Consider the following 26,551-nt stretch of genomic DNA (forward strand, 5'->3'; position numbering starts at 1 on the left):
GCCCGCTCAGCCGGTGAAGACCAGGTCCTGATCGCGGAGGGTTCCGAGGAAGGATTCGACGTCGTCGCGGATCGCGTCGCCATCTACCTCGGCTGACGCGGCCACGCGCGCCACGATGTCGTCGGAATGACCGGGTCCGGCGGTGAGGGCGATCCAGATCAGGGCAGCCGAACCCTCGAGGGCCAGCGGTGAGGCGGCGGGATTCGCGAGAGCCAGCACGACCACGCGCGAGGACTCGCCCGTCCAGGCGACGTCGTCGTGGATGCGCCACAACGCCGGGTCCGCAGGCCCGGCCGGCGACGAGACCTTCAGGACGTCGGCCGCGACCAGCTCATCGACGGCCGCTTCGACGGCGACTGTGGCGTCCTGATCCCCAGGAGCGCCGTAGGCGGAAACCGCAGCGGTCGTCAACGTCTCGAGGCCGACGCCATCGGCCGCGCGCCAGAGCGCCGGTGCGATGCCCGCCAGCACACGTACAGTGCCGGCGTGGTCGGCATCCACATGCAAGAGGGCGAGACGATCCGGATCGGCGAGCTGCAGTTCGTCCAACGGCGCGACGCGACGGAACACCCGACTCGCGGGCGGACCAGCGATCGCCGAATGGCCGAGAGACACAGGCTCCGACACCCGCGGCCGCGACGGTGACGCCGCGGCGAGCTCGGGGAGGACCGAGACGAGGGCCGCAGCATCCGCGTAGGAGACCCGACGCACGCCACCGACCGACGCGACAAGCGCGGCGATCGTGCGGAGGGGCGCGGGCAGGTTCGTGAGATAGCTCGACTGGGCCACGAGCTCCTCGAGCGCATCGCCGAGGTCGACATCCGAGACGACCGCGCCCGAGACGTCCTCGCGCCGGTCGAGCAGCACAACCCCCGCGAGCCGCAGTGAGGCGTCAGGCAAGGAACCCAGGCCGAGAGCCGACGGCGAGCGCTGCGCCTTCTCGAACTCGCCCGGCTCGATGATCGACAGCGGCTTGCGGTACGCGTGCACGCGACCCGACGAGTCGACGGCCACCGTCTCGTCCGACACGTACCCGTACGCCTCGCCCAGCACACGCGACGCCGTCGTCTTCCCCCGACCACTCGGACCCACGAGAGCGACCACCCGGCCGTCAGGCAGGGCGATGCCGGCGGCGTGGAGCATCCACATCCGTCCGCGCTGGGCCTCGATCGCCGCGAGCGTCACGCGCTGAGACAGCGACGACAGCAGAGAACGGATGCTGCCACCCGACTCCGCCACCACCTCGATGTCGGCGACACCGACGGTCGCAGCATCCGTCCAGGCCTCTTCGACAGCAGCCCTCGAGTCCGCGTCGAGGCCGTCGCACACGATGCCCACCCGCACCCCGAGGGCAGCGATCACGAGGTTGCCGGTCACACGCGGTAGTGTACGGGGGACTGGGAGGGGGCCCATGGAGCTGCGGGATTACCTGCGCATCTTGCGAGCGCATTGGCTCGCCATCGTGATCCTCACCCTCCTGGGCGTGGCCGTGGCGTGGGGCTGGACAGCCCTGCAACCCAAGGTCTACACGGCGAACGCCAGCGGGATCGTCACGGCGACCAACGCCGGCTCCGACACCGGCTCGTCGCTCGTCGGCGACCAGCTCGCCCGCAGCAAGGTCACCTCGTACGTCGAGCTCGGCTCATGGCGCGCCGTCGCCGAGTGCGCGATCGACGAACTCGGCCTCTCCACGACCCCCGAATCCCTCGTCACCCGCGTCGACGTGTCGAACCCGCTCGACACCGTCATCGTGCGCGTCACCGCGAGCGCGTCGAGCCCCGAAGAGGCCCGCGACCTCGCCGAGTCGTGGCTCGGCTGCATGGTCGAGCAGATCAACACCGTCGAGGGCACCGACGAGACCGGCACCGCCGCCGTCACTCTCGTCACGGGTGACTCCGCCCGCCTGCCCACGGCACCCTCGTCACCGAACGTGCGCCTCGCGCTCGCCCTCGGCGCACTCGTCGGACTCGCCCTCGGCATCGGCTACGCGGTCGTACGCCACGTGCTCGACCGCCGCCTGCGGGACCCGCGCGATATCGAGCGAGAGACCGGCGTTCCGGTCGTCGGAACCCTGCCCGTCGACAAGGGCCTGAGCGTGGAGCGCGGCGTCGCCGACTTCGAGAGCCAGCACTCCTCCTCCGCCCCGCTCGCCGAGGCGATGCGCGAACTGCGCACGAACCTGCAGTTCATGGACGTCGACAACCCGCCCCGCGCGATCGTGGTCACGAGCCCGCTGCCCGGCGACGGCAAGTCGACGATGGCCGCGAACCTCGCCGTCAGCCTCGCCGCCGCGGGCCGCCACGTCGTGCTGCTCGATGCCGACCTGCGCCGCCCCATGGTCTCGACGGTGTTCGGCCTGCCCGACGGCGCCGGCCTCACCGACGTGCTCGCCGGACGCGCCGATCTCAACGACGTCGTTCACAACGTCGGCGCGAGCCGCAACCTCGCCGTCATCACCGCCGGCCGCGTCCCGCCGAACCCCAGCGAGGTGCTCGGCTCGAACCGCATGCAGGCGCTCGTGCGCAGCCTCACCGAGCACGCCCTCGTCATCATCGATTCCCCGCCCCTTCTTCCGGTGACGGATGCTGCGGTCCTGACGACCGCAGCAGACGGCGCGCTCATCGTGGTCAGCGCCGGCAAGACGACGTACGACATGCTGCACAAGGCGCTCGCGAACCTCGGCAAGGCCAACGCCCGCGTGCTCGGCGTCGTGCTGAACCGCGTGCCGCGCAAGAACGGCGGCTACTACGGCTACCAGTACCAGGGCGACTACGCCGGGGCAGACTCCCGCTGAGCTCGGAGCGGCTGTTCGGACCAGCCCCGTAGGGTGGAGCGGTGACCGACTCTCCCCTGCCCCGCTCCGTGCGCCGCGGGGGTGTCGTCTTCGCCGCCGTCCTGGGCGGCCTCCTCATCCTCGCCGTGGTCGCCACCGTGTGGATCGGGGTGCGCGGAGTCCTCGCCTACAGCCATCTCCGCGATGCACAGCAGACGGCGGCCGCGGTGCGGGAGAACCTTGCCGACCCGGCGGCCGCGAGTGACGCGATCGCCGCCCTCGCCGCCGACACCGGCGCCGCACACGCGATGACCTCTGACCCGGTGTGGCACCTGGCCGAGGGTCTTCCGTGGGCCGGCCCGCAGCTGGCCGCGGTCGCGACGGTCGCGGAGTCGCTCGACGGCGTCACGAGCACCGCCCTTCGACCCCTCTCCGAAGTCGCCGCCTCGTTCCAGGTCGACGCCCTGAAACCGCAAGACGGACAGCTCGACCTCGCACCCCTGCAGCAGATCAGCGGCGCCGCGCAGACCGCGAGCGACGAGGTCGGGGCGGCGGCAGCATCCGTCTCCGCCATCGATCGCACCGCGCTCGTCGCGCCCGTCCGCGAAGCCGTGGACGAGGTCGACGCACTCCTCGTCGAGGCCGGCACCGCCACCGACGCTCTCGCCCGGGCGACCCAGCTCATCCCCTCGATGCTCGGCGCGGACGCCCCCCGCGACTACCTCGTGCTGTTCCAGAACAACGCCGAATGGCGGTCGCTGGGCGGCATCCCCGGCGCGATGGCACTCATCCACACCGACGGCGGCGCGATCAGCCTCGCCGCGCAGGAGTCCTCGAGCGACTACCCCCGCTACGACGACGCCGTCCTGCCCCTCGGCGACGAAGTCACCGCGATCTACGGCGAGCGCCCGGGCCGCTGGATCCAGAACGTCACGCAGGTGCCCGACTTCGCGGTCAGCGGCGCGCTCGCCCGCGAGATGTGGGCACGACAGCACGGCGGGCAGCAGGTCGACGGCGTGGTCGCGCTCGACCCGGTCGCGCTCTCGTACCTGCTCGCGGCGACCGGTCCGATCACCCTCCCCACGGGAGACGTGCTCGCCCCCGACAACGCGGTGCAGCTCCTCCTGAACGACGTCTACTCGCGCTACACCCGCCCCGCCGACCAGGACGCCTTCTTCGCCATGGCGGCGGCCGCGGTGTTCGAGAAGCTCTCGGGGGGCGAGGTCGACCCGGCCGCGCTCGTCGGCGCGCTCACCCGCGCGGGCGACGAGGACCGCCTGCTGCTGTGGAGCACGCACGAGAACGAGCAGAGCGTGCTCGCCGACACGACCCTCGCGGGTGGTCTGCCGGTCTCGGACGACAAGGCCGCCCGCTTCGGCGTCTACGTCAACGACGGCACCGGCTCGAAGATGGACTTCTACCAGAACGCGACGACCGCGCTCGAGTGGTCGAGCTGCGCCCTCGACGCCGCGGGCTCTGCGACGGGCGACGCCGTGCTCACGGTCACGATCGGCAACACGGCCCCGGCGGATGCCGCGTCCCTTCCCGCATACATCACCGGCGACAGCGCCTTCGGCGTGCCGGCAGGCATCACCCGCACCATCGGCTACCTGTACCTGCCCGAGGGCTTCGAGCTCGTCGACGCGACCATGTCGGACGGCACCGGATTCGGCGGCGGCACCCACGACGGGCACCGCGTCGTGAGCTTCGCGATCGACCTGCCGCCGGGCGGATCCACGACCGCGACGCTCACCGCACGGGCGAGCGAGCCGGTCGCCGCGACGCTCGAGGCCGTGACCACGCCGACACTCACGCCGCCGGCCGCAGTTGCCGCGGTGTGCGGCGGTTCGTAGACTGCTCCCGATGCCCCACATCACTCGATCGACCACGCCCCGGCTCCTCCCCCGAGCCGCCCTCGCTTCGACGCTCGCACTCGGAGCGGTCCTCGCGGTACCCGCCGCGGCCCACGCGTCGACGATCTACCCGCCCTCTGGCTCGTGCACCACGACGCCGACGGCCCAGGCGGGCGGCACCATCTCGTTCGAGTGCGCCGCCGAGACCTTCTCTCCCGACGAGGCCATCACGATCACCGTCACCGGTGAGAACGGCGCCGCCTCGCGCATCGGCATGCTGAAGTTCGCGATCACCACCGCGAGCGGCAACGCCTCGTCGGAGGCCGACGGCTCACTCGCCGCCGTCGACATCACGCTCCCCTCGAACGCCACGGGCACCTACAACATCGCCGCGGTGTCGTCGACGTCCGCCGGCGGCACCGCCGCCGTCACGATCACCGGCGCCGACGGGCTTCCCGCGACGGGCCTCGACCAGGGCCAGACGCTCGGCCTGTGGATCGGCGGCGGGGCGCTCCTGCTCGCCGGGGCCGCCCTGGCGGTCGTCGCGGCGGTGCGCCGCTCGCGCGACTCGCGCTGAACCGCGACGCCGGTCGGCGCCGCCGTCGGGGCCGGCGACTATCGTGATCGCCATGGCATCCGCTGCGTCGACGTCGCTCGAGCGCACCTACCGCTACCTGCGGATCGGGCTGGCCGGCACCGTCATCGCGATCTTCGTCGCCATCGCGCAGGCGGCGACGACCTACGGCTCGCTGACCTCCATCAGCGACTACTTCTACACGCCGGCGCGCGACGTGTTCGTCGGAGCGCTGATCGCGGTCTCCCTCGCTCTGTTCGCCCTCTCGGGGCGGGGCTCCGAGCGGGCGCTCCTCGATGCCGCCGCGCTGTTCGCGCCGCTCATCGCCCTGGTGCCGACGACTCTCGCACCCGGCGTCGTGCCCGGTGTCGACGTCCCCTGCACCGGACGCTGCTTCCCACCCGCGTTCGAGGCGGACGTCGCGAACGGCGTCGTCGTCTACCTCGTCCTCGGCATCCTGCTGCTCCTCGTCGCGCTGCTGCTCGGCGCGCTCGGCCAGATCTCGCTCGCGTCGGTGTGGCCGTCGCTGCTGATCGCGGCCGTCGTGATCGCCGTCACGGGCCTGACGTGGGCGTTCGCACGGGACGCGTTCCTGCAGAACGCGCATTTCATCGCGACGACGGCCTTCTTCGCGCTGTTCGCAGCGGTCGCCGTGCGAGGCGCGTTCCCCCGGCAGGGTCCGCCCCCGGCCCCGGTGTTCCGCGTGCTGTACACCACGATCGCGGTGGGGCTCGTACTGGTGCTCGTGGCGTACGTCGTGCTGCTGCCGCAGGCGAGCGGCTCCGGCATCCCCATCGTCCTCATCGTCGAAGCGATCGCGCTCGCGCTGTTCTTCGTGTTCTGGGTGGTGCAGGGGATCGAGAAATGGAACGATCCCGACCCTTCGATCATCGCGATGTGAGAGACGAAACGCCCCCGGGGGTTCGGGAGGGTCCGGGGACGTTCCGTCTGGCTTGTTCCTCGCTCACTCACTGATCGGAGGGAGCGGGGAAGAGTGCGTTGCAGCTCGCGTCGATCGTGACGGGCGTCGAGCCGGCTGTCGGGGTATGACGCAGGTGCAGCGGCCCGAGGTCGCCGGCGGGCAACACGGCGGTGAACGAGACGGTCTCGGTCTCCCCCTTGCCGATGAACACGGTCTTGCTCACTGCCGTGTTGCCCTTCTCGACGCCGCTCCGCTCCCAGCGGGCGACATCGCCGCGCGCCGGCACGGTCTGGGTGATCTGCGCGCCCGGGGGCGCGAAGAACAGCACGTCGAGGATCATCGTCGTGCGGGGGACGCCCAGCTGCCGGTTCCGGTACCCCAGCGTGTAGTTGCTTCTGATGTCGTCGGTGATCCCGTTGTGCATGGTCATCGTGGTCGTGATGGTGCGGGCCGCGGCATCGCACGTCGTGGTGACAGCCGTGGCGAGGTGGTAGTCGAGCTTGCTGACGGCCGAGTCGTTCAGGTAGATCCCGACCTGCGTCTGCGTCGTCGTGTCAGCGGCGAGCGCACCGTCGAGACCGAACTCGACGGCAAGTGCCTGAGCCGCCGGATCGGTGAACGCGAGGTTGATGCGCTGCTCGGCGGCGGCCCGCTCGAGCGCCGCGAGCATCTGAAGCGGATCCCACGACGACGCGGTGAGATGGTCGAACACCTGCCGCGCAGCATCCGCGAAGAACGCGTCCGAATCATGCCCCTCCGGGTACCGCTCGTAGGCGTCGCTCAACAGCACCTTGACGGCGTTGTCGGCGGTGAGCTGCTCTCCCGTGCCGAGCGTCACCGGCCCCGCGACTCCGAGCATGTAGGAGAGCACCACCGGATCGATGGAGACGACACCGTCGAACGTCGCGCCCGTCGTGTGCGTCCACAGCGCCTGGAAGAGCTGCGCCGTCGTCGGGAAGTCGGGGGTGAAGGTGAAGTCCTGCGAGTTCCTGGTCAGGGTGGGCAGGTAGAGGCCCGTCGTCTCACCGGGCAGGGGCACGTACTCGTTGCCCTGCGTGCCCGCGTCGTAGAACGTCTGCGAGCTGGCCTGATCGACGTATCCGAGCTTGCCGTCGGTGAGCGTCACGATCATGCTCGCGGCGGGATTGCCGCCCGTGGCACGGATCTCGGCGTTGTTCTGGAACATCAGCAGGTACGTCTTCGTGCCCGCGGACCCGGCCATGTCGAGCAGCGTCGGCAGATACTTCTCGGCGACGCCGAGGGCCGGGGTCGCCAGGTCGATGAAGTCGAGGATGTCGGAGATCGACTCGCCGACCTCGGGCAAGAGCGTCGACGTGTCGATCGGCGCCACGATCGCCTGCGCGTCGGCGAAGGCCGAGGCGATCTCGGGGATCGAGCTCTGCACCTGACGGAACGGCTCGAGGTCGATCCCGCCGCCCGCCACGGCGAGCCGGTCGAGGTCGGCGGCCGTCATGAACTGCAGCCCCGCCGGCAGCGCGCGGTCGACGAGGATGTCGACGGCATGCGTCACGCGCCGCACCGCGTCGACGTTCTGCCCGATGAACGGCACGTTCGTGGCGATGTCCCACAACGGCCCGTCGACGGTCCGGACGGCGAGCGTGACGTTGGCCTGGATCTCGTCGGTCTCGGCGCGGACCTGCGCCGTGTCGGCATCGGCGAAATCGGTGCGCAGCGCCTCGATCCCGGCCGCCGCCCGCTCGACGGCGGCGCGGGCGCGCTGGGCCTCGGACCAGAACTGCAGCGCGAAGGCGCCGACGACGACGCCGCCCACCAGCAGAACGGTGAGCAACGCGACCACGATCCACGGCCACGCGCGCCGGCGGCGCAACGGAACAGGCGTCGCCTCAGCTTCGAGAACGGCCCCAGTTTGCGCACCCTCGGGTTCGGAGCGCGTGACGATCCCCCTCGTCACGCGCCCAATGGTACTCTTCGCGCCCCCGGATGTCAGGGGTGAAGAGCGAAGCGCGAGCTCAGGCGGCGCCGGTTCCGGCGGCGGCCGCCGCCTCGGGATCGGCGATCTCGACCACGCGGCGCACACCCGGGGCGGGATGGGCGGTCACGAGGATCGGCAGGTGGTCGCTGAGGCCCTGCGGCAGCGTCCGCACGCGGTCGATCTCGAAGCCGATCGAGGTCGCGAAGTCGTAGTGGCCGCGGAAGAAGCGGTAGCGCGTGTACGTCCGCGAGTCCGACAGGTTCAGCTCGTACCCCTGCTCGCGGATGTGCTGGCCCAGCCGCTCCTTGAACACCGGATAGTTGTAGTCGCCGACCATCAGCGCCGGCAGGCCTTCGCCGAGCTGCTGCAGCTCGCCGAGCGCCGTGCGGATCTGGTGGCGGCGCAGCGAGTTCAGCGCCGTGAGCGGCGCGGCGTGGAACGAGGCCACGATGACATCGGTGTTCTCGTCGATGTCGTGCAGCCGGACGCCGAGCAGTCGCTCCTCCGCCGGCTTGAGCACGCGGTCGTGCAGCGACTTCTTCAGCGCCAGCGCCCGCACCTCGACGGCGCGGTAGGTGTTCTCGCGGTAGTACACGGCGAGCCCGAGGCGGTTGCGCTGTGTGGAGTCCGCGAGCCGCAGCCCCGAGATCTCTTCGGGGATGTCGGACGTGTCGGCTTCCTGGAGGCACAGCACGTCGGCGCCATGGCGCTCGACCAGGTGGGCGAGCTCCCCCGCCGCCCGGTGCTTGCGCAGGTTGTACGAGATGACCTTCATGACGACCACAGCCTATGCCGTGGACGTTTCGAACGGATGGCCTTGACAGGAAGCTCGTATGTACGAAAACGGGATGCTGCGGCTCCTCAGTGGTGTGCCGGTTCACGGCATCCGAGCGTGAACCCGCACCCCGATCCTGGAGGACCCCATGACCGCTGCATCCCCGAAGACCGTCCGCGCCGAGCTCGCCGACGCCCTCGACGCGAGCCGCCTCGCCCGTGAGGCCGCTGAGCGCGAGCTGCACCGCAGCATCGCGCTGCGCTCCCGCGCGGCCGAGACGCTCGAGCGCACCGCGCGGCGACCCGGGCTCGACGAGTCCGAGCGCGCTCGCCTCCGGGCAGAGTACGCCGCCGCCGACCGCGTCGTCGCCGAGCGCCGAGCGGCCGTGGAGAAGGCGCGGGAGTTCGAGCGCGCAGCATCCGTCGTCGCCGGCGCGTTCGAGGCCGAAGCGACATCGGCGAGCCCGCTGGCGGCCGCCCTGCTGCAGCTCGTCGGCTCGAAGCGCGGCGGCACGGCCCGCCGGGGTGCACTCGCCTCCGGGCGGACCGCACCCGCCGCACGAGTGCGCAGCCCGCGCCCGCGCACGGCCTGACGCGACACGCCGCGACACCTCGCCGCGGCGCCGGTCTCGTAGGCTCGCCTTCGTGCCCCCTTCGCGACGGACCATCACGATCCTGGCGATCACGGGCGTCGTCGCCGTCGTCGCTGTCGTCGCGGCTGTCGTCCTCCTGCGCGGGCAGTCGCCCGAGCCGCCCGCGCGCGGCACGAAGATCGTCGCCTCCGCGCACTCGAAGGCGACGGATGCTGCGACCCGCGCCGCCGACGGCAGCCCCGAGCAGGCCGCGGCGAAGTATCTGAGCGCCGAGCCCACGGCCGTCTGGCTCACGCCGGAGGGCGACCCCGTCGACGTCGTGGGAGAGCGCATCGCCGGCCTCGCCGCCGAGGCGCGCGACCAGTCCGCACGGGTCGCGGTCGTCGTCTACGGCCTGCCCGAGCGCGACTGCGGCGGGCACTCCGCCGGCGGCCTCCACGGCAATGCGTACGTCGAGTGGACGCGTGCGATCGGCGACGCCCTGCGCGCGGCCGCCGACACGGCGCCGATCGTGATCCTCGAGCCCGACAGCCTGGCCCTCGCGCCTGAGTGCGGCAATGTCGACGAGCGCGTCGAGCAGTTGAGCGCCGCGGTCGAGGTGCTCGCCGCCGAGAGCACCTGGATCTACGTCGACGGCGGACACTCCGACTGGCTGGCCCCGGAGCAGATGGCCGACCTCATCGACCAGGTCGACCGGGCGTCGCGCGGCGACAAGGATCGAGGCATCCGCGGATTCGTCACCAACGTGTCGAACTTCCAGGCGACCGACGACGAGATGGCCTACGCCCACGACGTCGCCGGGTACCTCGCCGGCATGCACGCGATCATCGACACCGGCCGCAACGGCGCCGGCTCGGACGGCGAATGGTGCAACCCGCCCGGGCGGCTCGTCGGGGAGCCGGGCGGATCGATCGGCGACGACGTCGTCGACACGAACCTGTGGATCAAGCCGCCCGGCGAGAGCGACGGCGACTGCAACGGCGGTCCGGCGGCCGGACGATGGTGGCCGGCGGCCGCCGTCGAGCTCACCCGCGACGTCGTCTCGGATTGATCTCCGACCAGGCATTCCCGGTGTTGTGTAGCATCGGGAGTACTTTGCGCATGCGTCGGGGGCCGCGGCTGGGGTCGGTAATCGGCGCATGTCCGGTTCCACCGTCCCAGAGAGTACGCACGCATGAGCACCCCTTCTGACGAGCTGAAGACAGCGGTCATCATCGAGGACGACACGGAGATCCGCCACGTCCTGGCCGAGGTCCTCGAGTCGTCGGGGTTCTCGACGGTCTCCGTCGGCAACGGCATCGACGGGGTGCGGGCGGTGCTCACCTACAAGCCCGTGCTGACGACCATCGACGTCAACATGCCCGGCATCGACGGCATCGAGGCGGCGCGGCGCATCCGGGCGCAGTCCGACACGTACATCATCATGCTCACCGGCATGAACGATGAGGCCGACGTCATCGCGGGCCTCGGCGCCGGCGCCGACGACTACCTCCTCAAGCCGTTCCGCCCCCGGGAACTGCGCGCCCGCGTCGAGGCGCTCATGCGACGCCGGACCACCGAGACGGAGCGCGCCGTCGCCGCGCCCGCTGCGCCGTCGCAGGGCAGCGTCGGCCCGTCGTTCCCGGGGGTCCGGCCGACGACCACCGCCGTGCCGACCACACCCGCGATCGAGAGCCGTGACCTCGCGACACCCGCGACCGAGATCGTGCCCGCGGACGCAGCATCCGTCCCCGCCACCGTCGACACGGACGGCGAGTGGCTGACGCACCGCGACCTGCGTCTGCACCCCGAGAACCGCATCGTGCTCATCGGCGACGAGGAGCTCGACCTCACGCGCACCGAGTTCGACCTGCTCGCGACGCTGCTCGAGTCGAAGCGGCGCGTGCGCAGCAAGGCCGACCTGACGCTGGTGCTGCGCGGCGAGTCCTACGTCACGAGCTACTTCGTGGGCGACGCCGACAAGCGTGCGGTCGAGGCCCACATGACCAACCTGCGGCGCAAGCTCGGCGAGAGCGCCGCGAACCCTCGCTACATCGAGACCGTCCGCGGCGTCGGGTACCGGCTGACCTCGGAGGGCTGACCCCGGCGACGCAGAAGAGGTGGCATCCGCTCGCCCCACGCGAGCGGATGCCACCTCTTCCTCTTCGGCCGGGTGTCCGCCTCTCCCTTGCGGACCCCTGCCTTTCCTCCCCCTGCGCCGTGCTCCCCAGCCGCGGCGCGTCCCCAGCGTTACGGCACGCTTCGGGTGCGTGCCGTACGGGCGGATGCCTCCCCCCGTGGACCGTGTGTAGTTTTCGGCGAGGGTGCCCGCCCTCCCCAGGCGGGCGCCCTCACCTCCTCCCCCGCGCCGTGCTCCCCAGCCTCGGCGCTTTCCCCAGCTTCTGACCCGATTCGGGTTCGGGTCAGACCTTGTATCCGTGCTGACGACGGATGAGCTTGAAGAACATGGACAGCGTCTGCAGCACCGTGACGACGCCGACGATCGGCCAGCCGATCCACAGGATCGTCGACTGGACCATCGGGCCGAGCATCGACCAGATGACCGCCATCGCGACCACGACAGCGACCACGACGATGAGCGGCGTCCAATGGCCGAAGCCGCCGCCGCGCTCGGCCTTGGCCTGCATCGCCCAGTTGTCGACCTTCTTGCGCGACAGGAAACGCGTCCATGAGCGGGCGAAGTAGCTGAGACGCAGCCACATGTAGACCTCCGCAGGCACGAGCGTCACCGCGAACAGGAGATCACGGGCAGTGCGGTCCTGCATGGTCAGCGCCATCCGGGTGTTCAGCGCGATCGCGACCACCGGCGGCAGGAGCCACCACGGTGAGAACACGAAGGCGCCGAGCGACAGCGAGCCCGCAAGCAGGGCGACGAACGCCACACGCACGAACAGGTTCGTCAGCATGCCGAAGTTCTCGAGCCAACGGACCCGCAGGTTCGGGTGGAACGGCTGACCCTTGGTGTCGCCGCGCTGGCCCGGCCACATCAGCTCGATGGCGCCGTACGTCCACTTGACCTGCTGCGCGTCGAGCGCCCGGAGGGTCGTCATGCCGCCGACGTCGGCGCGGGCGAACGGGCTGATCTTCGTGAGATAGCCGGCGCTCTTGATCTGCAGCGAAAGGAGCGAGTCCTCGACCTCGGAGTCCTTGACCCACGGCGTGGACTGGTGATTCTCCTTCATGACGTCGCGCAGGGCTTGCGTCGAGAAGATCGAGAACTGGCCGCCGAGCACCGCCATGTTGCGACCACGGAGCAGGTTGTGCATGTTGAACGCCGCGAACTGAGCGCGCTGCCCGGTGATGAGGAACTTGGCGATCGCGCCCTTGATGGGCTTCTCATCGATCGAGTAGATCGCCGAGATGCCGCCGATGCGGGAGTCGGAGGTGGCCTCCGACTCGAGGTATTCGACCGCTTTGGCGTCCGCGACCGTGTCGCCGTCGACGCCGAGCAGGAAGTCGTAGCCCTCGACCAGCGTGTAGCCGTAGTTCAGTGCGCCGACCTTCTTGTCGGGGTTCTTGCCGATGTCGTGGACGAAGACCTCGGTGAACTGCTCGCCGAGCTCGGTGACGATCTCGTGCGCGCCGGCGTACTGCGATGCGATGCGCACCGTCGCATCGGACGAGTTGTTCACGACGACGTGGATGACGTCGGGGACGCGCGTCTGGGCGAGGAGACCGCCGATCACCTGGGCGATCGACTCCTCCTCGTTGTACGCCGGGATGACGCAGCCGATGGTCGAGCGGTGCACCGAAGTGTCGTCGAGCACGGCATCGAAGTCGTCGGCGAATCCGTGAACGGTCGTGACGTCCTCGAGTGCAGCGGCCGGCTCCGCGCGGTGCGTGCGCTGGCTGCGGGTGAGGGGGACGATCTCGGTCACGTTCGTCGCCTTTCGGATTCTCGGGCCGGTGTCTCCGGCACATGAAGAGCTTCTCCCACCGACCGCAAGGCCCCTCCGAGAGACCGCGAACAGAACCGCAAGGTTTGCGCAAGGCATCCGCAAGAGAGCGTTTGCCGACTGTCGGCTCGGCGCCGAAATGCCAGGTGGCCGCGTCAATAGAATCGGCCTATGGCTACCGGGGCTGCACGATCGACATTCGTCGTGGGCGCGCCCGACGGCCGCACCCGGTCGATCTGGCTCACGCAGCTCGTGCTCGCCGCCAGCGTGCTCATCACTGCGATCCTCGTGATGGCGCTGCAGCCGGAGATGTTCGGCCGCTGGAACTTCCTGCTCGGCACGCTCCTGGTGGTCATCCTCACGCTGGCCACCCTGTCCCTGCCGTGGTCGCGATTGCCCGCGTGGGCGGTGCTGGCGGTGCCGTTCGCGGACGCGATCGCCATCGGCCTGATGTCCAGCGGGACCGAGCTGCGCCTGGGCTACCTCTGGGCGTTCCCCGTGATGTGGGTGGCGATGCATTTCCGGGCAACCGCCCTCGCCGCGATGCTCGCGCTGATCGGGCTCATCCTCCTCGTCGACTCTGCGATCACCTCGAGCAACCTCGCGGCGCTGCGGGTGTTCGTCGTCCTGCTGTCGCTGACCTTCATCGGCATCACCGCGCATATCGCCCTCCGCCGGACCCGCGCACTGCGCCGCCTGCTGCGCCGTCAGGCAAGCCGTCTCACCGCGACGTACACGCGCCGCGCCGACCAGGAGCGCCGCACCAGCGAGATCCTCAACGGCGTCGACACCGGCATCGCGCGCATCTCCGAGGACGGGTCCGTCCTCGCGGTCAACGACGCATACTCGCGGCTGTACGGGCTCGACCCGCTCGACGCGACGCTGCCTGCCCGCTCCGTCGAGTACACCGGGCGCCGCGGCATGCCGGTGCCGTTCTCCGAGCGACCCTTCGCCCGCGCCGCACGCGGAGAGACCTTCACGGATGCCTCGGTGTGGCTGTTCACCGCGGAGGGCGAGTGGCGCGCGCTCTCGGTGACCGCCAAGCGCCTCGCCGCCGGCGGAGACGAAGGGTCCAGCATCCTTCTCCTCGTGCACGACGTGACCGCCCTCACCTACGCGCAGCGCGAGCGGGAGCGGTTCACCGCCATGGCGTCGCACGAGCTGAAGCACCCGCTCACCGTGATGATCGGCAATGCGGAGCTCGCCCTCGAACTCGACGACCTCACCCCGCGCACGCGCGAGCGGTTCGAGTCGATCGTCGCGGCGAGCGACCGCATGCTGACGATGATCCAGAGCCTGGGCACCACCTCGAAGCGCGGCTTCTCGGCCCGCGACGAGGTCGACGACATCGACTTGCGCCAGATCCTGCTCGAGTCGGTCGCCTCGTTCCGCCCGACCGCGGTGTCGGGCGACATCTCGATCGACGTGCGCGCCGACGACGCGCTTCCGATCACGGCGGACGGGTTCCGGCTGCGGCAGGTCGTCGACAACGTCGTGAGCAACGCGATCAAGTACACCCCGCGCGACGGTCGCGTGCGCATCACCGGAGCCGTCGAGGACCACCATGTCGTGCTGTCGGTCGCCGACACCGGCATCGGCATCGCCGCGGACGACCTGCCCAACATCCTGACGCCGTACTTCCGCACCGAGGAGGCGAAGAAGAAGTCCGGCGGCACCGGGCTCGGACTCGGCATCAGCAACGACATCGTGCTCGCCCACGGGGGCACCCTGTCGATCGAGAGCGAGCCGGGCGCGGGCACCACCATCACGATCCGCCTGCCCCTGGCGGGCGAGCTGGCCGCGCGGCCGGACGACCGGCGCGACACAGAAGGACGAGCATGACCGACCTCATCGCCGGAGCCGGCGTGGACCTCGGCATCGCCCAGGCGGTGATCACCACCCTGGCGACGATGCTCACCATCGGCATCGCGTTCCTCGTGCGGCCCGGACTCCCGACGCTCTACTGGAGCATCGCCTTCACTCTCGCGATGCTCGCCACGTACGGCGTCGTCGCGGGCGACGTCGCCGGCATCGAGCAGCTCCGTCGCGCGTCGCTCGGTGCGCTGATGGGCGCCCCGGCGTTCCTGTGGTCGGGCTTCCGCGCGGCGTGGGGGCTGCGTCCGCACGTCTGGGCGGGGGCGGCCATGGCCGCGGTGTCGGCGTTCTCGCTGGCGATCGTCGACGACCTGGCGTGGTTCACCGTGGCGTACCGCACCGTCTTCTTCGCAGCCTCCGTGTTCGCGGGACTCTTCGTGCTCGACTGGGCGCGCGCCTCGTCACGGCGCCACGACCGCCTGCTGCTGCCGCTCGTGATCGTGTCGATCGCGTTCTTCGTCACCGGTGTCGGCACCCTGATCGCGGGCTTCGTCTACCCGCCGTCCGGCGGCGACGACTTCGAGCTCGTACGACTGATCTCGTCGGTCGGGATGCTGGTGTACGTGGCGTGCGCTCTCATCGCGGTGGTCGGCACCACGGCTCGCGACAGCGGGCTCGGCCGCACCGCGGCCGTCTCGACGGCGTGGCAGCAGTTCGAGCGGACCGCCGGCGACCGCCTCTCGCGGGCGCAGAAGACGTCGGAGCCGTGGTCGGTCGTGTATCTCGGGCTCGACGACGCCGCCGACATCCGCCAGACCGCGGGGACCGCCGCGTTCGCGACCTTGTCGGAACGACTCGAGGACGAGGTGCGCGCCGCGTTCCCGGCCGAGTCGGACGTCGGATCGCCCTCGGCGGGCGCCGTCGTGGTGCTCGTGCCCCGACCCGATGCAGTGGTGCGCGATCTGCTGCGCGCGACGCTCGAGCGGGTGACACTGCTCGACGTGCACGGCGCCCTTCCCATCCGGCCCACGGCGAGCGCAGGCTGGGCTCCGGTCTCGGTGCTCGGGTACGACCTCGACACCCTCGTGTACACCGGCCGCGAGGCCGCGCGGGTCGCGAGCGGCAAGGGCGGCGACCGATGGGAGCGCGTCGGCGCCACCATCGTCAACCGCCTGATCAGTCAGTCAGAGCTACCGTGAGCGTGTCGGTCGCCGTCTGCTTGGCGTACTCGCTCGAGGTCGGCGTCGTCTGCACCAGGAAGTCGTAGCTGAACTGCAGCGTCACGTACGTCGCCTCGGCCGGCACCGGGCCGACGTTGAACGTCTGCGAGTAGCTGTAGGGGTCCAGCACGAGGTAGCCGGGGCTCACCGTCGCGGCGTCGACCTGCGGGGCGAGCGCGTCCAGCGCGCCCGTCGGCGACGACGGCACGGCGGTCATGGTGGCGCGCTGCAGGTAGACCTTCTGCCCGTCGTTCGGGGTGATGGTCGTGATCAGCGAGATGCTGACGGGTTTGACCGCCTCCGCGGTCCACTTGTCCATCGACAGCGTCGACCAGTAGTCGATCGTCGCTGCGACAGCACCCGCGGTGAGCTCGCGCTGCGTGGCCCCGCCGGAGAGGTCATTGGGCACGGGGGTCGGGACTGCCGTCGACGTGGGTGTCGGCGTGCTCCCGCCCGCGCCGTCCTCCCACGGGGCGGGCCCGCAGCCGGCGAGCGCCGCCATGCCTACGAGCGAGATCGTCACGACGCCGGCGAACCGGTTCCACCTGCGCATAAAACCCCCGAGTCGCGCCGGAAAACGTCCGGTCAGTCTAGCGGGGCGGTGTCACTCGCGGTCGCGCCGCGCGCGGGTCTGCTCGGCGCGCTGCGCGAGCAGATCGTCGGCCGGGTAGCCCACCTCGGTGAGCGTGAGACCGCGCGCCGCGAGCACCTTCACCTCGGGCACGCGCTCCTGCGCGTCGCGGATGTCGACGACGTCGTCCACGTCGAGCCGGCCCTCGCCGACGGCGACGCACGCGCCGACGAGCGCGCGCACCATGCTGTGGCAGAACGCGTCGGCCTTGACGTTCGCGACCAGCACGCCGGCGTCGTCGCGATGCCAGTCGAACTCGAGCAGCGTGCGGATCGTCGTGGCCTCTTCGCGCGGCTTGCAGTAGGCGGCGAAGTCGTGGAGTCCGATGAGCGCGCGGGCGGCAGCATCCATCGCCTCCGCATCGAGGGATGCCCGCACCGAGGTGGTGCGATGGCGCTCGAGCGGGTCGTAGCCCGTCACGGTGTCGCCGATGCGGTACTCGTAGCGGCGCCACACCGCCGAGAAGCGGGCGTCGAAGCCCTCGGGTGCGATGCGCGAGCCCGTGACTGCGACGTCGGAGTACGCGCCCACCACGCCCGTCATTCGCGCGGCCAGCGCCGCGGCGCGGTCTTCGGCGGTGGGGACACCGGCGTCCGGACGCGCGTGCCGGGTGAGCATGCGCCGCTGCTGAGCCTCGTCGAGATCGACGTGCGCCGCCTGGCCGGTGGCGTGCACGCCCGCATCGGTGCGGCCGGCGACCACGAGTCGCGGATCGCCGCCGAGGACGCGCGCGAGAGACGACTCGAGGGTCTCCTGCACCGTGCGCAGCCCGGGCTGACGCGCCCACCCGCGGAAATGCGTGCCGTCGTAGGCGATGTCGAGGCGGATCCGCACGGACTCCAGCCTACCGAGGCGCCCTCACCCGACGACGAAGCGGCCTCGGGGCAGCGTCTCGCCGACTGCGGCGAGCGCCGCGCCGGCCTGGCGGAGCCGGTTCTCGCTCTCGCGGACGATCTCGCGCGCGACCACCGGGTGGGCGCGCACGATGTCGTCGAGTGCGGCGACCGGCACGACAACGACGTCGACCTCGCTCGTGGCCACAGCCCGCGAGATGGTCGGCGTGCGCGAGAGGGCGGTGAGGCCGACGGCGTCGCCCTCGGCCAGGATCCCCACCTGCACGAACCCCTCGTCCTCGGTCGGGATGCCGAGCACGACCGAGCCGGCGAGGATGAAGCGGGTCTCCACGGGCACGATGCCGGGCCGCAGCAGGGACTCCCCCGCGCAGTACCGCTCGAGGCGCGCGTGGGCGGCGAGCGCCTCGGCCTCTCCGGGCGCGAGGCTCAGCGACGGCGCGATCTGCCGCAGCGCGTCCTGAAGTCGCGCCGATGTGCGCCAGTCGTCGGTGAGGTCGCCGTCCAGGTGCAGGTCGGCGCGGCGCGCGGCGTACCAGACCCGGGTCGCGAACGCGTCGAGGGCGTCCGCGCGGTCGCCGGGCGTGCGGAGCGGGATCGACACCTCGTACCGCGAGCCGCCCAGGGTGACGGCTGACGGTTCGAGGTCGGGAGACAGCAGGGGGATGTCCCGCGCCACCGCCACGAGCAGCTCGCGCACGCGCCCCGGCGGATCGTCGGTGCCGAACTCGACCTCGAGGGTCGCGGCGTACGGCTCCGGGTTGCGCGAGAGGTTCACGAACGAGCCGCCCGCGAGTTCCGCGGTGGGGATGATCACCGTGCCGTTGCCGGTCTCGAGGTGGACGGCGCGCCAGTTCACCTCGACGATCTGCCCGCGCGTGCCGCCGGTCTCGATCCAGTCGCCGAGCTCGAACGGCGCCTCGAACACGAGGAAGAGGCCCGAGACGATCGACCCGACCGCGTTCTGCAGCGCGAGACCGACCACGATCGAGGTGATGCCGAGTGCGGCGAAAACGCCGGCGACGTCGGCATCCCACACCCACCAGAACACCGCCGCGATGCCGAGGATGATGAAGACGAACCGGATGAGGTCGCTGAAGATCGTGGGGAACCGGTCGCGCCACGACCCCTTCTCGGCGCGGTGGAACACGAGGTGGTTGACGGCGTTGATCGTGACGACGATCACGAGCAGGCCGAAGATCGTCCACACGACCTTCGGCCACGTGCCCGACCCCTCCCACGCACCCGGCTGGCTGAGCAGCACCAGGATGCCGGCGACCGGCACGAGGTAGTTCCGCACCATCAGCACGATCGGCGCCGCGCGGCTGCCGCGGCGGGCGAGCGCGTTGTGGAACTCCGTCAGCCCGATGAGCGCGAGCGGCAGCCCCACCGAGACGACGACGGCGGGCCAGAACCACGGCTGCGAGACGATATCGGCCACGGATGCCTCACCCCTCGGCCACGACGACGCTCGGGGCCTGCACCTTCCAGACGCGCTGGCCGCCCGACTGCGTCTCGATCTCGCCCGCCGGCAGGGTCGTGATCGAATCGGGCAGTCGCTCGGCGACGCGCTGGGTGATGTAGATGCCGGGTTCGTCGGAGTCGCCCTGCACGCGGAACGCGAGGTTCACGGCATCCCCCCACATGTCGTACACGACGCGCGCGCGACCGATCAGTCCGCTGGTCACCTTGCCGGAGTCGAGGCCTGCGCGCAGCGTCAGCGCGACGCCCTGCTGGGTCGAGTAGCGCTCGAGGATCGTGTCCAGCTCGAGGGCGAACTCGACGGCGCGGCGCGCGTTGTCGACGCGCGGCGTGGCGAGCCCGCAGCTGGCCAGGTAGCTCTGCCGCGTCGTGCGGACGCGCTCGACCCCGTGCCGCTCGGCCGCCTCGTCGAACGCCCGGATGAGGTCGTTGAGGCGCGCGACCGCGTCGTCGGACGACATCGACAGTGCGAGCGCCTCGAAGCCCACGATGTCGGCGAAGACGACGGTGACGTCGTCGCTGTCCTGCGTGATCGCGTCGTCGCCGAGCTTGTAGCGGCTCGCCATCCCCTCGGGCATGAAGGACAGGATGAGGTCTTCGTTGGCCTTCTCCTGCTGGGCGATGAGGTGCGACTTCACCTGCAGGCTGCGGCTCATGTCGTTGAAGGCGTTCGCGACATCGGCGAGCTCGTCGCTCGAACCGGCGTCGACCTGCACGCCCTCGTCGCCCGCGGCGATGCGCTGGGCCGCGGTCTTGAGGCGGCGCAGCGGCCGCACGAACACCTGCGCGAGCACCAGCGAGAGCACGCAGACGAAGATGATCATCGCCGCCGTCGACAGGATGAGGTTGCGCGTGAAGTCCTCGACGGGGACCATCGCCTCCTGCTCGGTCTCCTGCGCGACGATCACCCAGTCCAGGCCGTCGACCTCGAGCGGCGCGTAGGCGGTGAGGCTGGCACGGCCGAGGTAGTCGCTCTCGAGCAGCGTCCCCGAGTCGCCGGCGAGAGCGCGGGTCACGGCGGTGCCCGCGATCGCCTGGCTGAGGAGCGTGTTTCCGTTGTTCACGGCGAGCGCAGCCGCAGCCGGCGGAAGACCCGCGGCCACAGCATCCGTCTCGTACGTCGCCGCGTCGGCGAGCAGCGCGCGGGAGACGGATCGCATCGTGCCGTCGGCGCCCACGAGGTACGTCTCGCCCGTCGCGCCGAGGCCGTTGAGCTCCCACTCGCCGGCGACGGTCATGACGTCGTCGATGCGCTCGATCGGCAGCTCGATCGCGAGCGCGCCGAGCACCTCGCCGTCGTCGGCGATCGGCACCACCGCCCAGCCGGCCGGGGCGCCGAGGCTCGGACCGTACGACGCGAAGTCGGCGAGCACGACGTCGCCGACGATGTTGCGGTCCATCGCCTCGCGGTACGCGACGGCGAGGTTCGACAGCCGGTACGGCCCGTCGAAGAGGTTCGTGCCGAGGTCGACGCCCTTGTAGGCGCTGTAGACGACGTTGCCCTCGGTGTCGAGCATGAGCACGTCCTCGTACTCCTGAAGCTCGGTCATCGTGCGGTAGTAGTCGTGGTACTTCGCGTGCGCCGCCGACCATGCGCTGCCGTCGCCCGCGTCGTCAGCGACGATCGCGTCCTCCCAGCTGTCGTACGGGATCACGTAGTGGTTCTGCAGATATGTCTGGGCAGCCCCGCGCGGGGCGAATGCCGAGCCGTCGACGTCCTCGCCGGTCGCCTCCTCGAGATCGGCGGCGAACGTGTCGCGATAGTAGGTGTTCACGGCGGCGGATGCTGCGGCATCCGTCTCCTGCGCGTTCAACTCGTCGAAGCCCTCGGTGAAGGCGCGCACGGCCGCCGTGCTGGTGTCGTTCAGCGCCGACAGCCGCACCGAGTTCTCGATGGAGCGGAACAGCTGCGACACCTCGCGCGCGCGGTTCTCGCGGATCTCGACGAGCTTCTCGTACGCGATCGCGCGCAGCGCCTCGGTGCCGTTGACGTACCCGATGATGCCGACGACGATGCTCGAGAGCACGCTCACCGACAGCAGCATGATGAGCAGGATCGAGTAGATCGACAGGCCCGCACGCGCGCGGGCGCGTGGCGTGCCCACCCAGTGCGCGGGTGTCGCCACGGGCGTCTCCGGTCCGGACACGCTCTCTCCCCTCGTACGCCGCCGTTCGATCACGTGCAGCGGCGCTGGAAGCATCCCCAATCACCCCGGCCCCCCGAGGTTGGGGCCAAGAGTAGCGCTCGGCCTGCTTCTGGCATAGAGCCGCCACCGCGCGCCGTGATACGCCCAGACGCGCCGCGTATGATTGCCGTTTCCCCCTCCTTCGTTCGTGAGAACCCATGACGTCGACTGCGCCCTCCCCAGCCTCGCCCGCCCGCTTCGGCGGGCTGGACGGCATGCGCGCGATCGCCGTCCTGCTCGTGGTCGTCTACCACCTGTTCCCGCCGGCGCTGCTGCCGGGCGGGTTCGTCGGCGTGGACGTGTTCTTCGTGATCAGCGGATTCCTCATCACGAGCCTGCTGCTGCGGGAGCAGCTCTCGACCGGACGCGTCGCCCTCGGACGGTTCTGGCAGAGGCGCGCGCGGAGGCTCCTGTCCGCCCTCGCGGTGGTGGTCGTGGTCTGCTCGGCGCTCGCCTGGATCGTGGGCGGCGACGTTCTCGTCGACCTCGACGACCAGGTGCTCGGAGCCGCGACCTTCAGCTACAACTGGGTCTCGGTCGCGGGCGGCGGCGGATACTTCGCCGCCGCGACGCCCGAGCTGTTCCGCAACTTCTGGTCGCTCGCGGTCGAGGAGCAGTTCTACGTGCTCTGGCCGCTGATCTTCCCGCTGTTCCTGCTGCTCCCGCGCGGGTGGGCGCGCTCGGCGGCCGCCTTCGTGCTGGCGGCCGCGTCGGCCGTCTGGATGGGCGTCACGGTCTCGGGCGGCGGCGACGTCACGCGCGCCTACTTCGGCACCGACACGCACGCGTTCGGCCTGCTGCTGGGCGTCGGCCTCGCGTTCCTGCTGGCACCGCTCCCGAGTCTGCAGTGGGCGCAGTCGCGCGCAGCACGGGACCTGACCGGTACGGCGGGAGTCCTCGCGCTCGGCGGCCTGGTCGCGCTCGCGATGCTTCCGCAGAGCTCCTCGATCGCGACCTTCCCCGGCGCCCTCCTGGCCGCGAGCCTGCTCAGCGCCGTCGCGATCGTCGCGGGCGTGTGGCCCGGCTCGTGGTTCGGACGCACGATCGACGTGCGGCCGATGCGCTGGATCGGCGACCGCTCCTACGGCATCTACCTGTGGCACTGGCCGCTCCTCGTGCTCGCGGTCGCGGCGTTCGCACCCGACGCGACCGTCGCCTCGGCGCCGGTCTGGATCGGCCTGGGAGTCCTCGCGGCGACGGCCGCAGCATCCGCCCTGTCGTTCCGCTGCATCGAGACGCCCGTGCGCCGGCACGGATTCCGCGCCTCGGCACGCCTGCTCACCACACGCCTGCAGAGCGGGCCGGGCGCCCGGCTCCGCGCCGTCGGCGTGGCACTCAGCGGCGCACTCGTGCTCGCCGGTGCGGGCACCGCCATCGCGGTCTCGCCTGACGAGACCAGCGCCGAGGCCGCCGTCGCGGCAGGTCGCGCCGCCCTCGAGAAGGCGCTGCGCGAGGCTCCCGCACCGATCGCCCCCACGCCTTCGGGAACGGATGCCGCGTCCCCCGCGGCTGCCGACATCACCGGCGACCAGATCAGCGCCGTGGGCGACTCCGTCATGCTGGCGTCCGCCGGCGGGCTCGTGGAGCGCCTGCCGGGCATCGACGTCGACGCCGAGGTCTCGCGCTCGATGTGGGCCGGGCCCGACATCGTCGACGACCTCGACGCCACTGGCCGGCTCCGGCCGTACGTCGTCGTCGCCCTGGGCACGAACGGCGCGGTCGACCCTTCGACGCTGGAACAGCTCGCCGACACCGTCGGCCCGAAGCGCAACCTCGTGCTCGTGAACGCCTACGCGCCGCGCGACTGGATCCCCGGCGTCAACGCCGAGCTCGCCGCGTTCGCCCAGGACCACCGCAACGTCATCGTCGCCGACTGGTCGGGCGCCATCGCGCCCCACGAGGACCTCCTCGCCGGCGACAGGATCCACCCCGGCGCCGCCGGGGGCCGCATCTTCGCCGACACCGTCGCGGCGGCCGTCGACGAGCTCGCCGACGAGCGCCGCGCGGACGCCGCGGACCGCGCCGACCGCCTCGCCGAGATCCTCAGCGCCGACCTCGTGCCCTGAGCCGGCGCCATGTCGCGTCCCGGCATCGCGCCGGGTCGCTGCATCCGTCTCCCCTTCCCCTCCCCCGGTTGTTCGTTCGTCACAGATGTACGCGGAATCGCCCTTCGGAGGTACATCCGTGACGAACGAACAGGGAGGGGGGCGCCCGAGAACGCAGCGAGGCCCGTCACCCAGTGGGTGACGGGCCTCGCGGTGCAAGGGGTGCCGGGCTGCTGCGCCCGGCGGGATCCGATTACTCGGACTTCTCCTCGGCGGGGGCCTCGACGGCCTCCTCGGCGGCAGCCTCAGCGGCGGCGCCCTCGTCCTGCGACTCGGCGCCGGCCTCGGCGGCCTCGTCGGCGGCGGGAGCCTCCTCGGCGGGGGTCTCCTCCGCCGGGGCAGCCTTGGCGGCGGCAGCCTTCTTGGCCGACGGCTTCTTCGTCACGGGCTCGAGGACGAGCTCGATGACGGCCATGGGCGCGTTGTCGCCCTTGCGGTTGCCGACCTTGGTGATGCGGGTGTAGCCGCCGTCACGGTCCGCGACCAGCGGAGCGATCTCGGTGAAGAGGACGTGCACGACTTCCTTGTCACCGATGACCGACAGCACGCGACGACGCGCGTGCAGGTCGCCGCGCTTCGCGAACGTGATGAGACGCTCGGCGAGCGGACGCAGGCGCTTCGCCTTGGTCTCGGTCGTCTTGATCGACTTGTGGGTGAACAGCGCAGCGGCCAGGTTCGCAAGCAGCAGGCGCTCGTGGGCGGGGCCGCCTCCGAGGCGGGGACCCTTGGTGGGCTTGGGCATTCTCATTTACTCCAGTGTGAAAAGTCGGTCGGGAAACGGATGCTGCGGCATCCGGTATCCGGCTGGCTCAGACGGTCTCGTCGTCGTAGCCGCCGTAGAAGTGCGCGCCGTCGAACCCGGGGACCGAGTCCTTCAGCGACAGGCCGAGCGAGACGAGCTTGTCGCGCACCTCGTCGACCGACTTCTGACCGAAGTTGCGGATGTTCATGAGCTGCGTCTCCGAGAGGGCGACGAGCTCCGACACGGTGTTGATGCCCTCGCGCTTGAGGCAGTTGTACGAACGCACCGAGAGGTCGAGGTCCTCGATGGGCATCGACAGCTCGTTCGAGAGGACGGTCTCGACCGGCGCGGGGCCGATCTCGATGCCCTCGGCCTCGACGTTGAGCTCGCGGGCCAGGCCGAAGAGCTCCGTCAGGGTGCGACCGGCCGAGGCGACGGCGTCGCGCGGGGCGATCGACGACTTGGACTCGACGTCCAGCACGAGCTTGTCGAAGTCGGTGCGCTCACCGGCACGCGTCGCGTCGACGCGGTACGAGACCTTGAGGACCGGCGAGTAGATCGAGTCGACCGGGATCTGGCCGGCCTCGGCGTACTCGTTGCGGTTCTGGGTGGCCGAGACGTAGCCGCGGCCACGCTCGATGGTGAGCTCGAGCTCGAACTTGGCGGTGTCGTTGAGCGTCGCGATGACGAGCTCGGGGTTGTGCACCTCGACACCGGCCGGAGCCGAGATGTCGGCGGCGGTGACCTCACCGGCGCCGGTCTTGCGGAGGTACGCGGTGATGGGCTCGTCGCGCTCGCTGGAGACGACCAGCTGCTTGATGTTGAGGATGATCTCGGTGACATCCTCCTTGACACCGGGAATGGTGCTGAACTCGTGGAGGACGCCGTCGATGCGGATCGACGTCACGGCTGCGCCGGGGATGGACGACAGGAGGCTGCGACGCAGCGCGTTGCCGATCGTGTAACCGAAGCCGGGCTCCAGCGGCTCGATGACGAAACGGCTGCGGAACTCCCCGATCTTCTCCTCGGTCAGAGTGGGACGCTGTGCGATGAGCACTATGTGTTCCTTTCGATCACGTGCCCGCTATATGACACGTGCGGTGGGTGAGGTGTTGAGTTTTACTCGGGATGCTGCGGCCGACGCGCGGGCGAGCGGTCGCGGCATCCGTAGGAAACGTGCCGGAGCCGGGGCACCGACGAACGGTGCCCCGGCTTACGGGATGTCAGACGCGGCGGCGCTTGGGCGGACGGCAGCCGTTGTGGGCCTGCGGCGTCACGTCCTGGATCGAGCCGACCTCGAGGCCGGCGGCCGTCAGCGAGCGGATCGCGGTCTCGCGGCCCGAACCCGGACCCTTCACGAAGACGTCGACCTTCTTGACGCCGTGCTCCTGCGCCTGGCGGGCAGCGGACTCCGCGGCCATGCCGGCGGCGTACGGCGTCGACTTGCGCGAGCCCTTGAAGCCCACGCCACCCGACGACGCCCAGCTGATGACGGCGCCCGACGGGTCGGTGATCGAGACGATCGTGTTGTTGAACGTCGACTTGATGTGGGCCTGGCCCAGCGCGATGTTCTTCTTCTCCTTGCGGCGCGGCTTGCGCGCGGCGGACTTGGCCTGTGCCATGTGCTTGCTCTCCTAAACCCTGGGGGCCGCGCCTTAGCGCGCCTTCTTCTTGCCGGCGACGGTGCGCTTCGGACCCTTGCGGGTACGCGCGTTCGTCTTCGTGCGCTGCCCGCGCACCGGGAGGCCGCGGCGGTGGCGCAGGCCCTCGTAGGAACCGATCTCGACCTTGCGGCGGATGTCGGCGGCAACCTCGCGACGGAGGTCACCCTCGACCTTGTAGTTGCCTTCGATGTGGTCGCGGAGCGCGACGAGCTGGTCGTCGGTGAGGTCCTTGACGCGGATGTTCTCGTCGATCTCCGTCGCGGCGAGGATCTCGTTCGAGCGGGTACGGCCGACGCCGTAGATGTACGTGAGGGCGATCACCACGCGCTTGTCGCGCGGGATGTCAACGCCGGCAAGACGTGCCATGCGATTCTCCTGAGAGTTGGTGGAGGTGTGGAGCAGTGTCGGTGCCCGGGCCCCCAGCCCGAGGTGTCCCCTCCGGAGAGGTTCTGACGCTGCCTGTAGTCGTATTCAGTTGTGGGATGACGGATGCTGCGGCTCGCAGCATCCGTCCAG

Annotated in this window: 22 protein-coding genes; 10 read left to right on the plus strand and 12 right to left on the minus strand. The window is 70.7% G+C overall.

The features are described 5' to 3' along the window. Positions 1–6: 6 nt before the first annotated feature. Entirely contained in the window at positions 7–1,377 is a 1,371-nt protein-coding gene (locus tag ACFC1K_RS10710) for a PqqD family peptide modification chaperone (protein WP_375871603.1), read from the minus strand. A gap of 34 nt (positions 1,378–1,411) precedes the next feature. On the opposite strand from ACFC1K_RS10710, the gene ACFC1K_RS10715 reads away from it, so the two are divergent. Genes ACFC1K_RS10715 through ACFC1K_RS10730 form a run of 4 tightly spaced genes read left to right on the plus strand, consistent with a single transcriptional unit; the run spans position 1,412 to position 6,101 of the window. Next, a complete protein-coding gene (locus tag ACFC1K_RS10715) occupies positions 1,412–2,794 on the plus strand; it encodes a polysaccharide biosynthesis tyrosine autokinase (protein ID WP_375871604.1) in 1,383 nt (460 codons plus the stop codon). A gap of 41 nt (positions 2,795–2,835) precedes the next feature. Beyond that, a complete protein-coding gene (locus ACFC1K_RS10720) occupies positions 2,836–4,626 on the plus strand; it encodes a DUF4012 domain-containing protein (RefSeq protein ID WP_375871605.1) in 1,791 nt (596 codons plus the stop codon). Between the two features lie 10 nt (positions 4,627–4,636). Further along, positions 4,637–5,203: an LPXTG cell wall anchor domain-containing protein gene (locus ACFC1K_RS10725; protein ID WP_375871606.1), complete on the plus strand. Its 567-nt coding sequence runs from the start codon at positions 4,637–4,639 to the stop codon at positions 5,201–5,203. 52 nt (positions 5,204–5,255) lie between these two features. Then, positions 5,256–6,101, plus strand: a complete 846-nt coding sequence (locus tag ACFC1K_RS10730; RefSeq protein ID WP_375871607.1) for a hypothetical protein — start codon at positions 5,256–5,258, stop codon at positions 6,099–6,101. 67 nt (positions 6,102–6,168) lie between these two features. On the opposite strand, the gene ACFC1K_RS10735 is transcribed toward ACFC1K_RS10730, so the two are convergent. Beyond that, positions 6,169–8,055, minus strand: coding sequence for a DUF4012 domain-containing protein (locus ACFC1K_RS10735; RefSeq protein ID WP_375871608.1), 1,887 nt, complete (start codon positions 8,053–8,055; stop codon positions 6,169–6,171). Positions 8,056–8,113: 58 nt separating this feature from the next. Beyond that, positions 8,114–8,851 carry an endonuclease/exonuclease/phosphatase family protein gene (locus ACFC1K_RS10740; RefSeq protein WP_310288407.1) on the minus strand — a complete coding sequence of 246 codons (738 nt, stop codon included), beginning with the start codon at positions 8,849–8,851 and terminating at the stop codon, positions 8,114–8,116. A gap of 148 nt (positions 8,852–8,999) precedes the next feature. Between ACFC1K_RS10740 and ACFC1K_RS10745 the strand changes: the two genes are divergently transcribed. The 3 genes from ACFC1K_RS10745 (at position 9,000) to ACFC1K_RS10755 (ending at position 11,523) form a co-directional block, all read left to right on the plus strand. Next, a complete protein-coding gene (locus ACFC1K_RS10745) occupies positions 9,000–9,443 on the plus strand; it encodes a hypothetical protein (protein WP_375871609.1) in 444 nt (147 codons plus the stop codon). A gap of 52 nt (positions 9,444–9,495) precedes the next feature. Then, entirely contained in the window at positions 9,496–10,494 is a 999-nt protein-coding gene (locus ACFC1K_RS10750) for a glycoside hydrolase family 6 protein (protein WP_375871610.1), read from the plus strand. Positions 10,495–10,617: 123 nt separating this feature from the next. Beyond that, positions 10,618–11,523: a response regulator transcription factor gene (locus ACFC1K_RS10755; RefSeq protein ID WP_375871611.1), complete on the plus strand. Its 906-nt coding sequence runs from the start codon at positions 10,618–10,620 to the stop codon at positions 11,521–11,523. 322 nt (positions 11,524–11,845) lie between these two features. Here ACFC1K_RS10755 and ACFC1K_RS10760 read toward each other — a convergent pair whose 3' ends face one another. Further along, positions 11,846–13,321 carry a glycosyltransferase family 2 protein gene (locus ACFC1K_RS10760; protein ID WP_375871612.1) on the minus strand — a complete coding sequence of 492 codons (1,476 nt, stop codon included), beginning with the start codon at positions 13,319–13,321 and terminating at the stop codon, positions 11,846–11,848. A 189-nt stretch (positions 13,322–13,510) separates the two neighbouring features. On the opposite strand from ACFC1K_RS10760, the gene ACFC1K_RS10765 reads away from it, so the two are divergent. After that, positions 13,511–15,181 (plus strand): sensor histidine kinase, encoded by a 1,671-nt coding sequence (locus ACFC1K_RS10765; RefSeq protein ID WP_375871613.1) that lies wholly within the window; start codon positions 13,511–13,513, stop codon positions 15,179–15,181. After that, the gene (locus ACFC1K_RS10770; RefSeq protein WP_375871614.1) at positions 15,178–16,353 is read left to right on the plus strand and encodes a hypothetical protein; all 1,176 of its coding nucleotides are present in this window, start codon (positions 15,178–15,180) and stop codon (positions 16,351–16,353) included. Before ACFC1K_RS10765 ends, ACFC1K_RS10770 begins: the two co-directional genes overlap by 4 nt. Here ACFC1K_RS10770 and ACFC1K_RS10775 read toward each other — a convergent pair. Genes ACFC1K_RS10775 through ACFC1K_RS10790 form a run of 4 tightly spaced genes read right to left on the minus strand, consistent with a single transcriptional unit; the run spans position 16,331 to position 21,485 of the window. Beyond that, positions 16,331–16,927, minus strand: a complete 597-nt coding sequence (locus ACFC1K_RS10775; protein WP_310288391.1) for a hypothetical protein — start codon at positions 16,925–16,927, stop codon at positions 16,331–16,333. The two genes, ACFC1K_RS10770 and ACFC1K_RS10775, sit on opposite strands and share 23 nt — an antisense overlap. A 51-nt stretch (positions 16,928–16,978) precedes the next feature. Next, the gene (gene truA / locus ACFC1K_RS10780) at positions 16,979–17,839 is read right to left on the minus strand and encodes a tRNA pseudouridine(38-40) synthase TruA (RefSeq protein ID WP_375871615.1); all 861 of its coding nucleotides are present in this window, start codon (positions 17,837–17,839) and stop codon (positions 16,979–16,981) included. 24 nt (positions 17,840–17,863) lie between these two features. Continuing rightward, the gene (locus tag ACFC1K_RS10785; RefSeq protein WP_375871616.1) at positions 17,864–19,297 is read right to left on the minus strand and encodes a mechanosensitive ion channel domain-containing protein; all 1,434 of its coding nucleotides are present in this window, start codon (positions 19,295–19,297) and stop codon (positions 17,864–17,866) included. A gap of 7 nt (positions 19,298–19,304) precedes the next feature. Then, the gene (locus ACFC1K_RS10790; RefSeq protein ID WP_375871617.1) at positions 19,305–21,485 is read right to left on the minus strand and encodes an adenylate/guanylate cyclase domain-containing protein; all 2,181 of its coding nucleotides are present in this window, start codon (positions 21,483–21,485) and stop codon (positions 19,305–19,307) included. 197 nt (positions 21,486–21,682) lie between these two features. Between ACFC1K_RS10790 and ACFC1K_RS10795 the strand changes: the two genes are divergently transcribed. Then, the gene (locus tag ACFC1K_RS10795) at positions 21,683–23,590 is read left to right on the plus strand and encodes an acyltransferase family protein (RefSeq protein WP_375871618.1); all 1,908 of its coding nucleotides are present in this window, start codon (positions 21,683–21,685) and stop codon (positions 23,588–23,590) included. Between the two features lie 232 nt (positions 23,591–23,822). On the opposite strand, the gene rplQ is transcribed toward ACFC1K_RS10795, so the two are convergent. From rplQ to rpsM, 4 genes are all read right to left on the minus strand, one after another. Further along, positions 23,823–24,371 carry a 50S ribosomal protein L17 gene (gene rplQ, locus ACFC1K_RS10800; protein WP_375871820.1) on the minus strand — a complete coding sequence of 183 codons (549 nt, stop codon included), beginning with the start codon at positions 24,369–24,371 and terminating at the stop codon, positions 23,823–23,825. Positions 24,372–24,438: 67 nt separating this feature from the next. Then, on the minus strand, positions 24,439–25,428 hold the full coding sequence (locus tag ACFC1K_RS10805; RefSeq protein WP_045301523.1) for a DNA-directed RNA polymerase subunit alpha: 990 nt from the start codon (positions 25,426–25,428) through the stop codon (positions 24,439–24,441). A 166-nt stretch (positions 25,429–25,594) separates the two neighbouring features. After that, positions 25,595–25,993 carry a 30S ribosomal protein S11 gene (rpsK, locus tag ACFC1K_RS10810; protein WP_018171470.1) on the minus strand — a complete coding sequence of 133 codons (399 nt, stop codon included), beginning with the start codon at positions 25,991–25,993 and terminating at the stop codon, positions 25,595–25,597. 33 nt (positions 25,994–26,026) lie between these two features. Beyond that, on the minus strand, positions 26,027–26,401 hold the full coding sequence (gene rpsM, locus ACFC1K_RS10815) for a 30S ribosomal protein S13 (protein WP_310288379.1): 375 nt from the start codon (positions 26,399–26,401) through the stop codon (positions 26,027–26,029). Positions 26,402–26,551 lie beyond the last annotated feature (150 nt).

It is taken from the genome of Microbacterium sp. NPDC056057 (genome assembly GCF_042266945.1).
GTDB lineage: Bacteria > Actinomycetota > Actinomycetes > Actinomycetales > Microbacteriaceae > Microbacterium > Microbacterium trichothecenolyticum_C.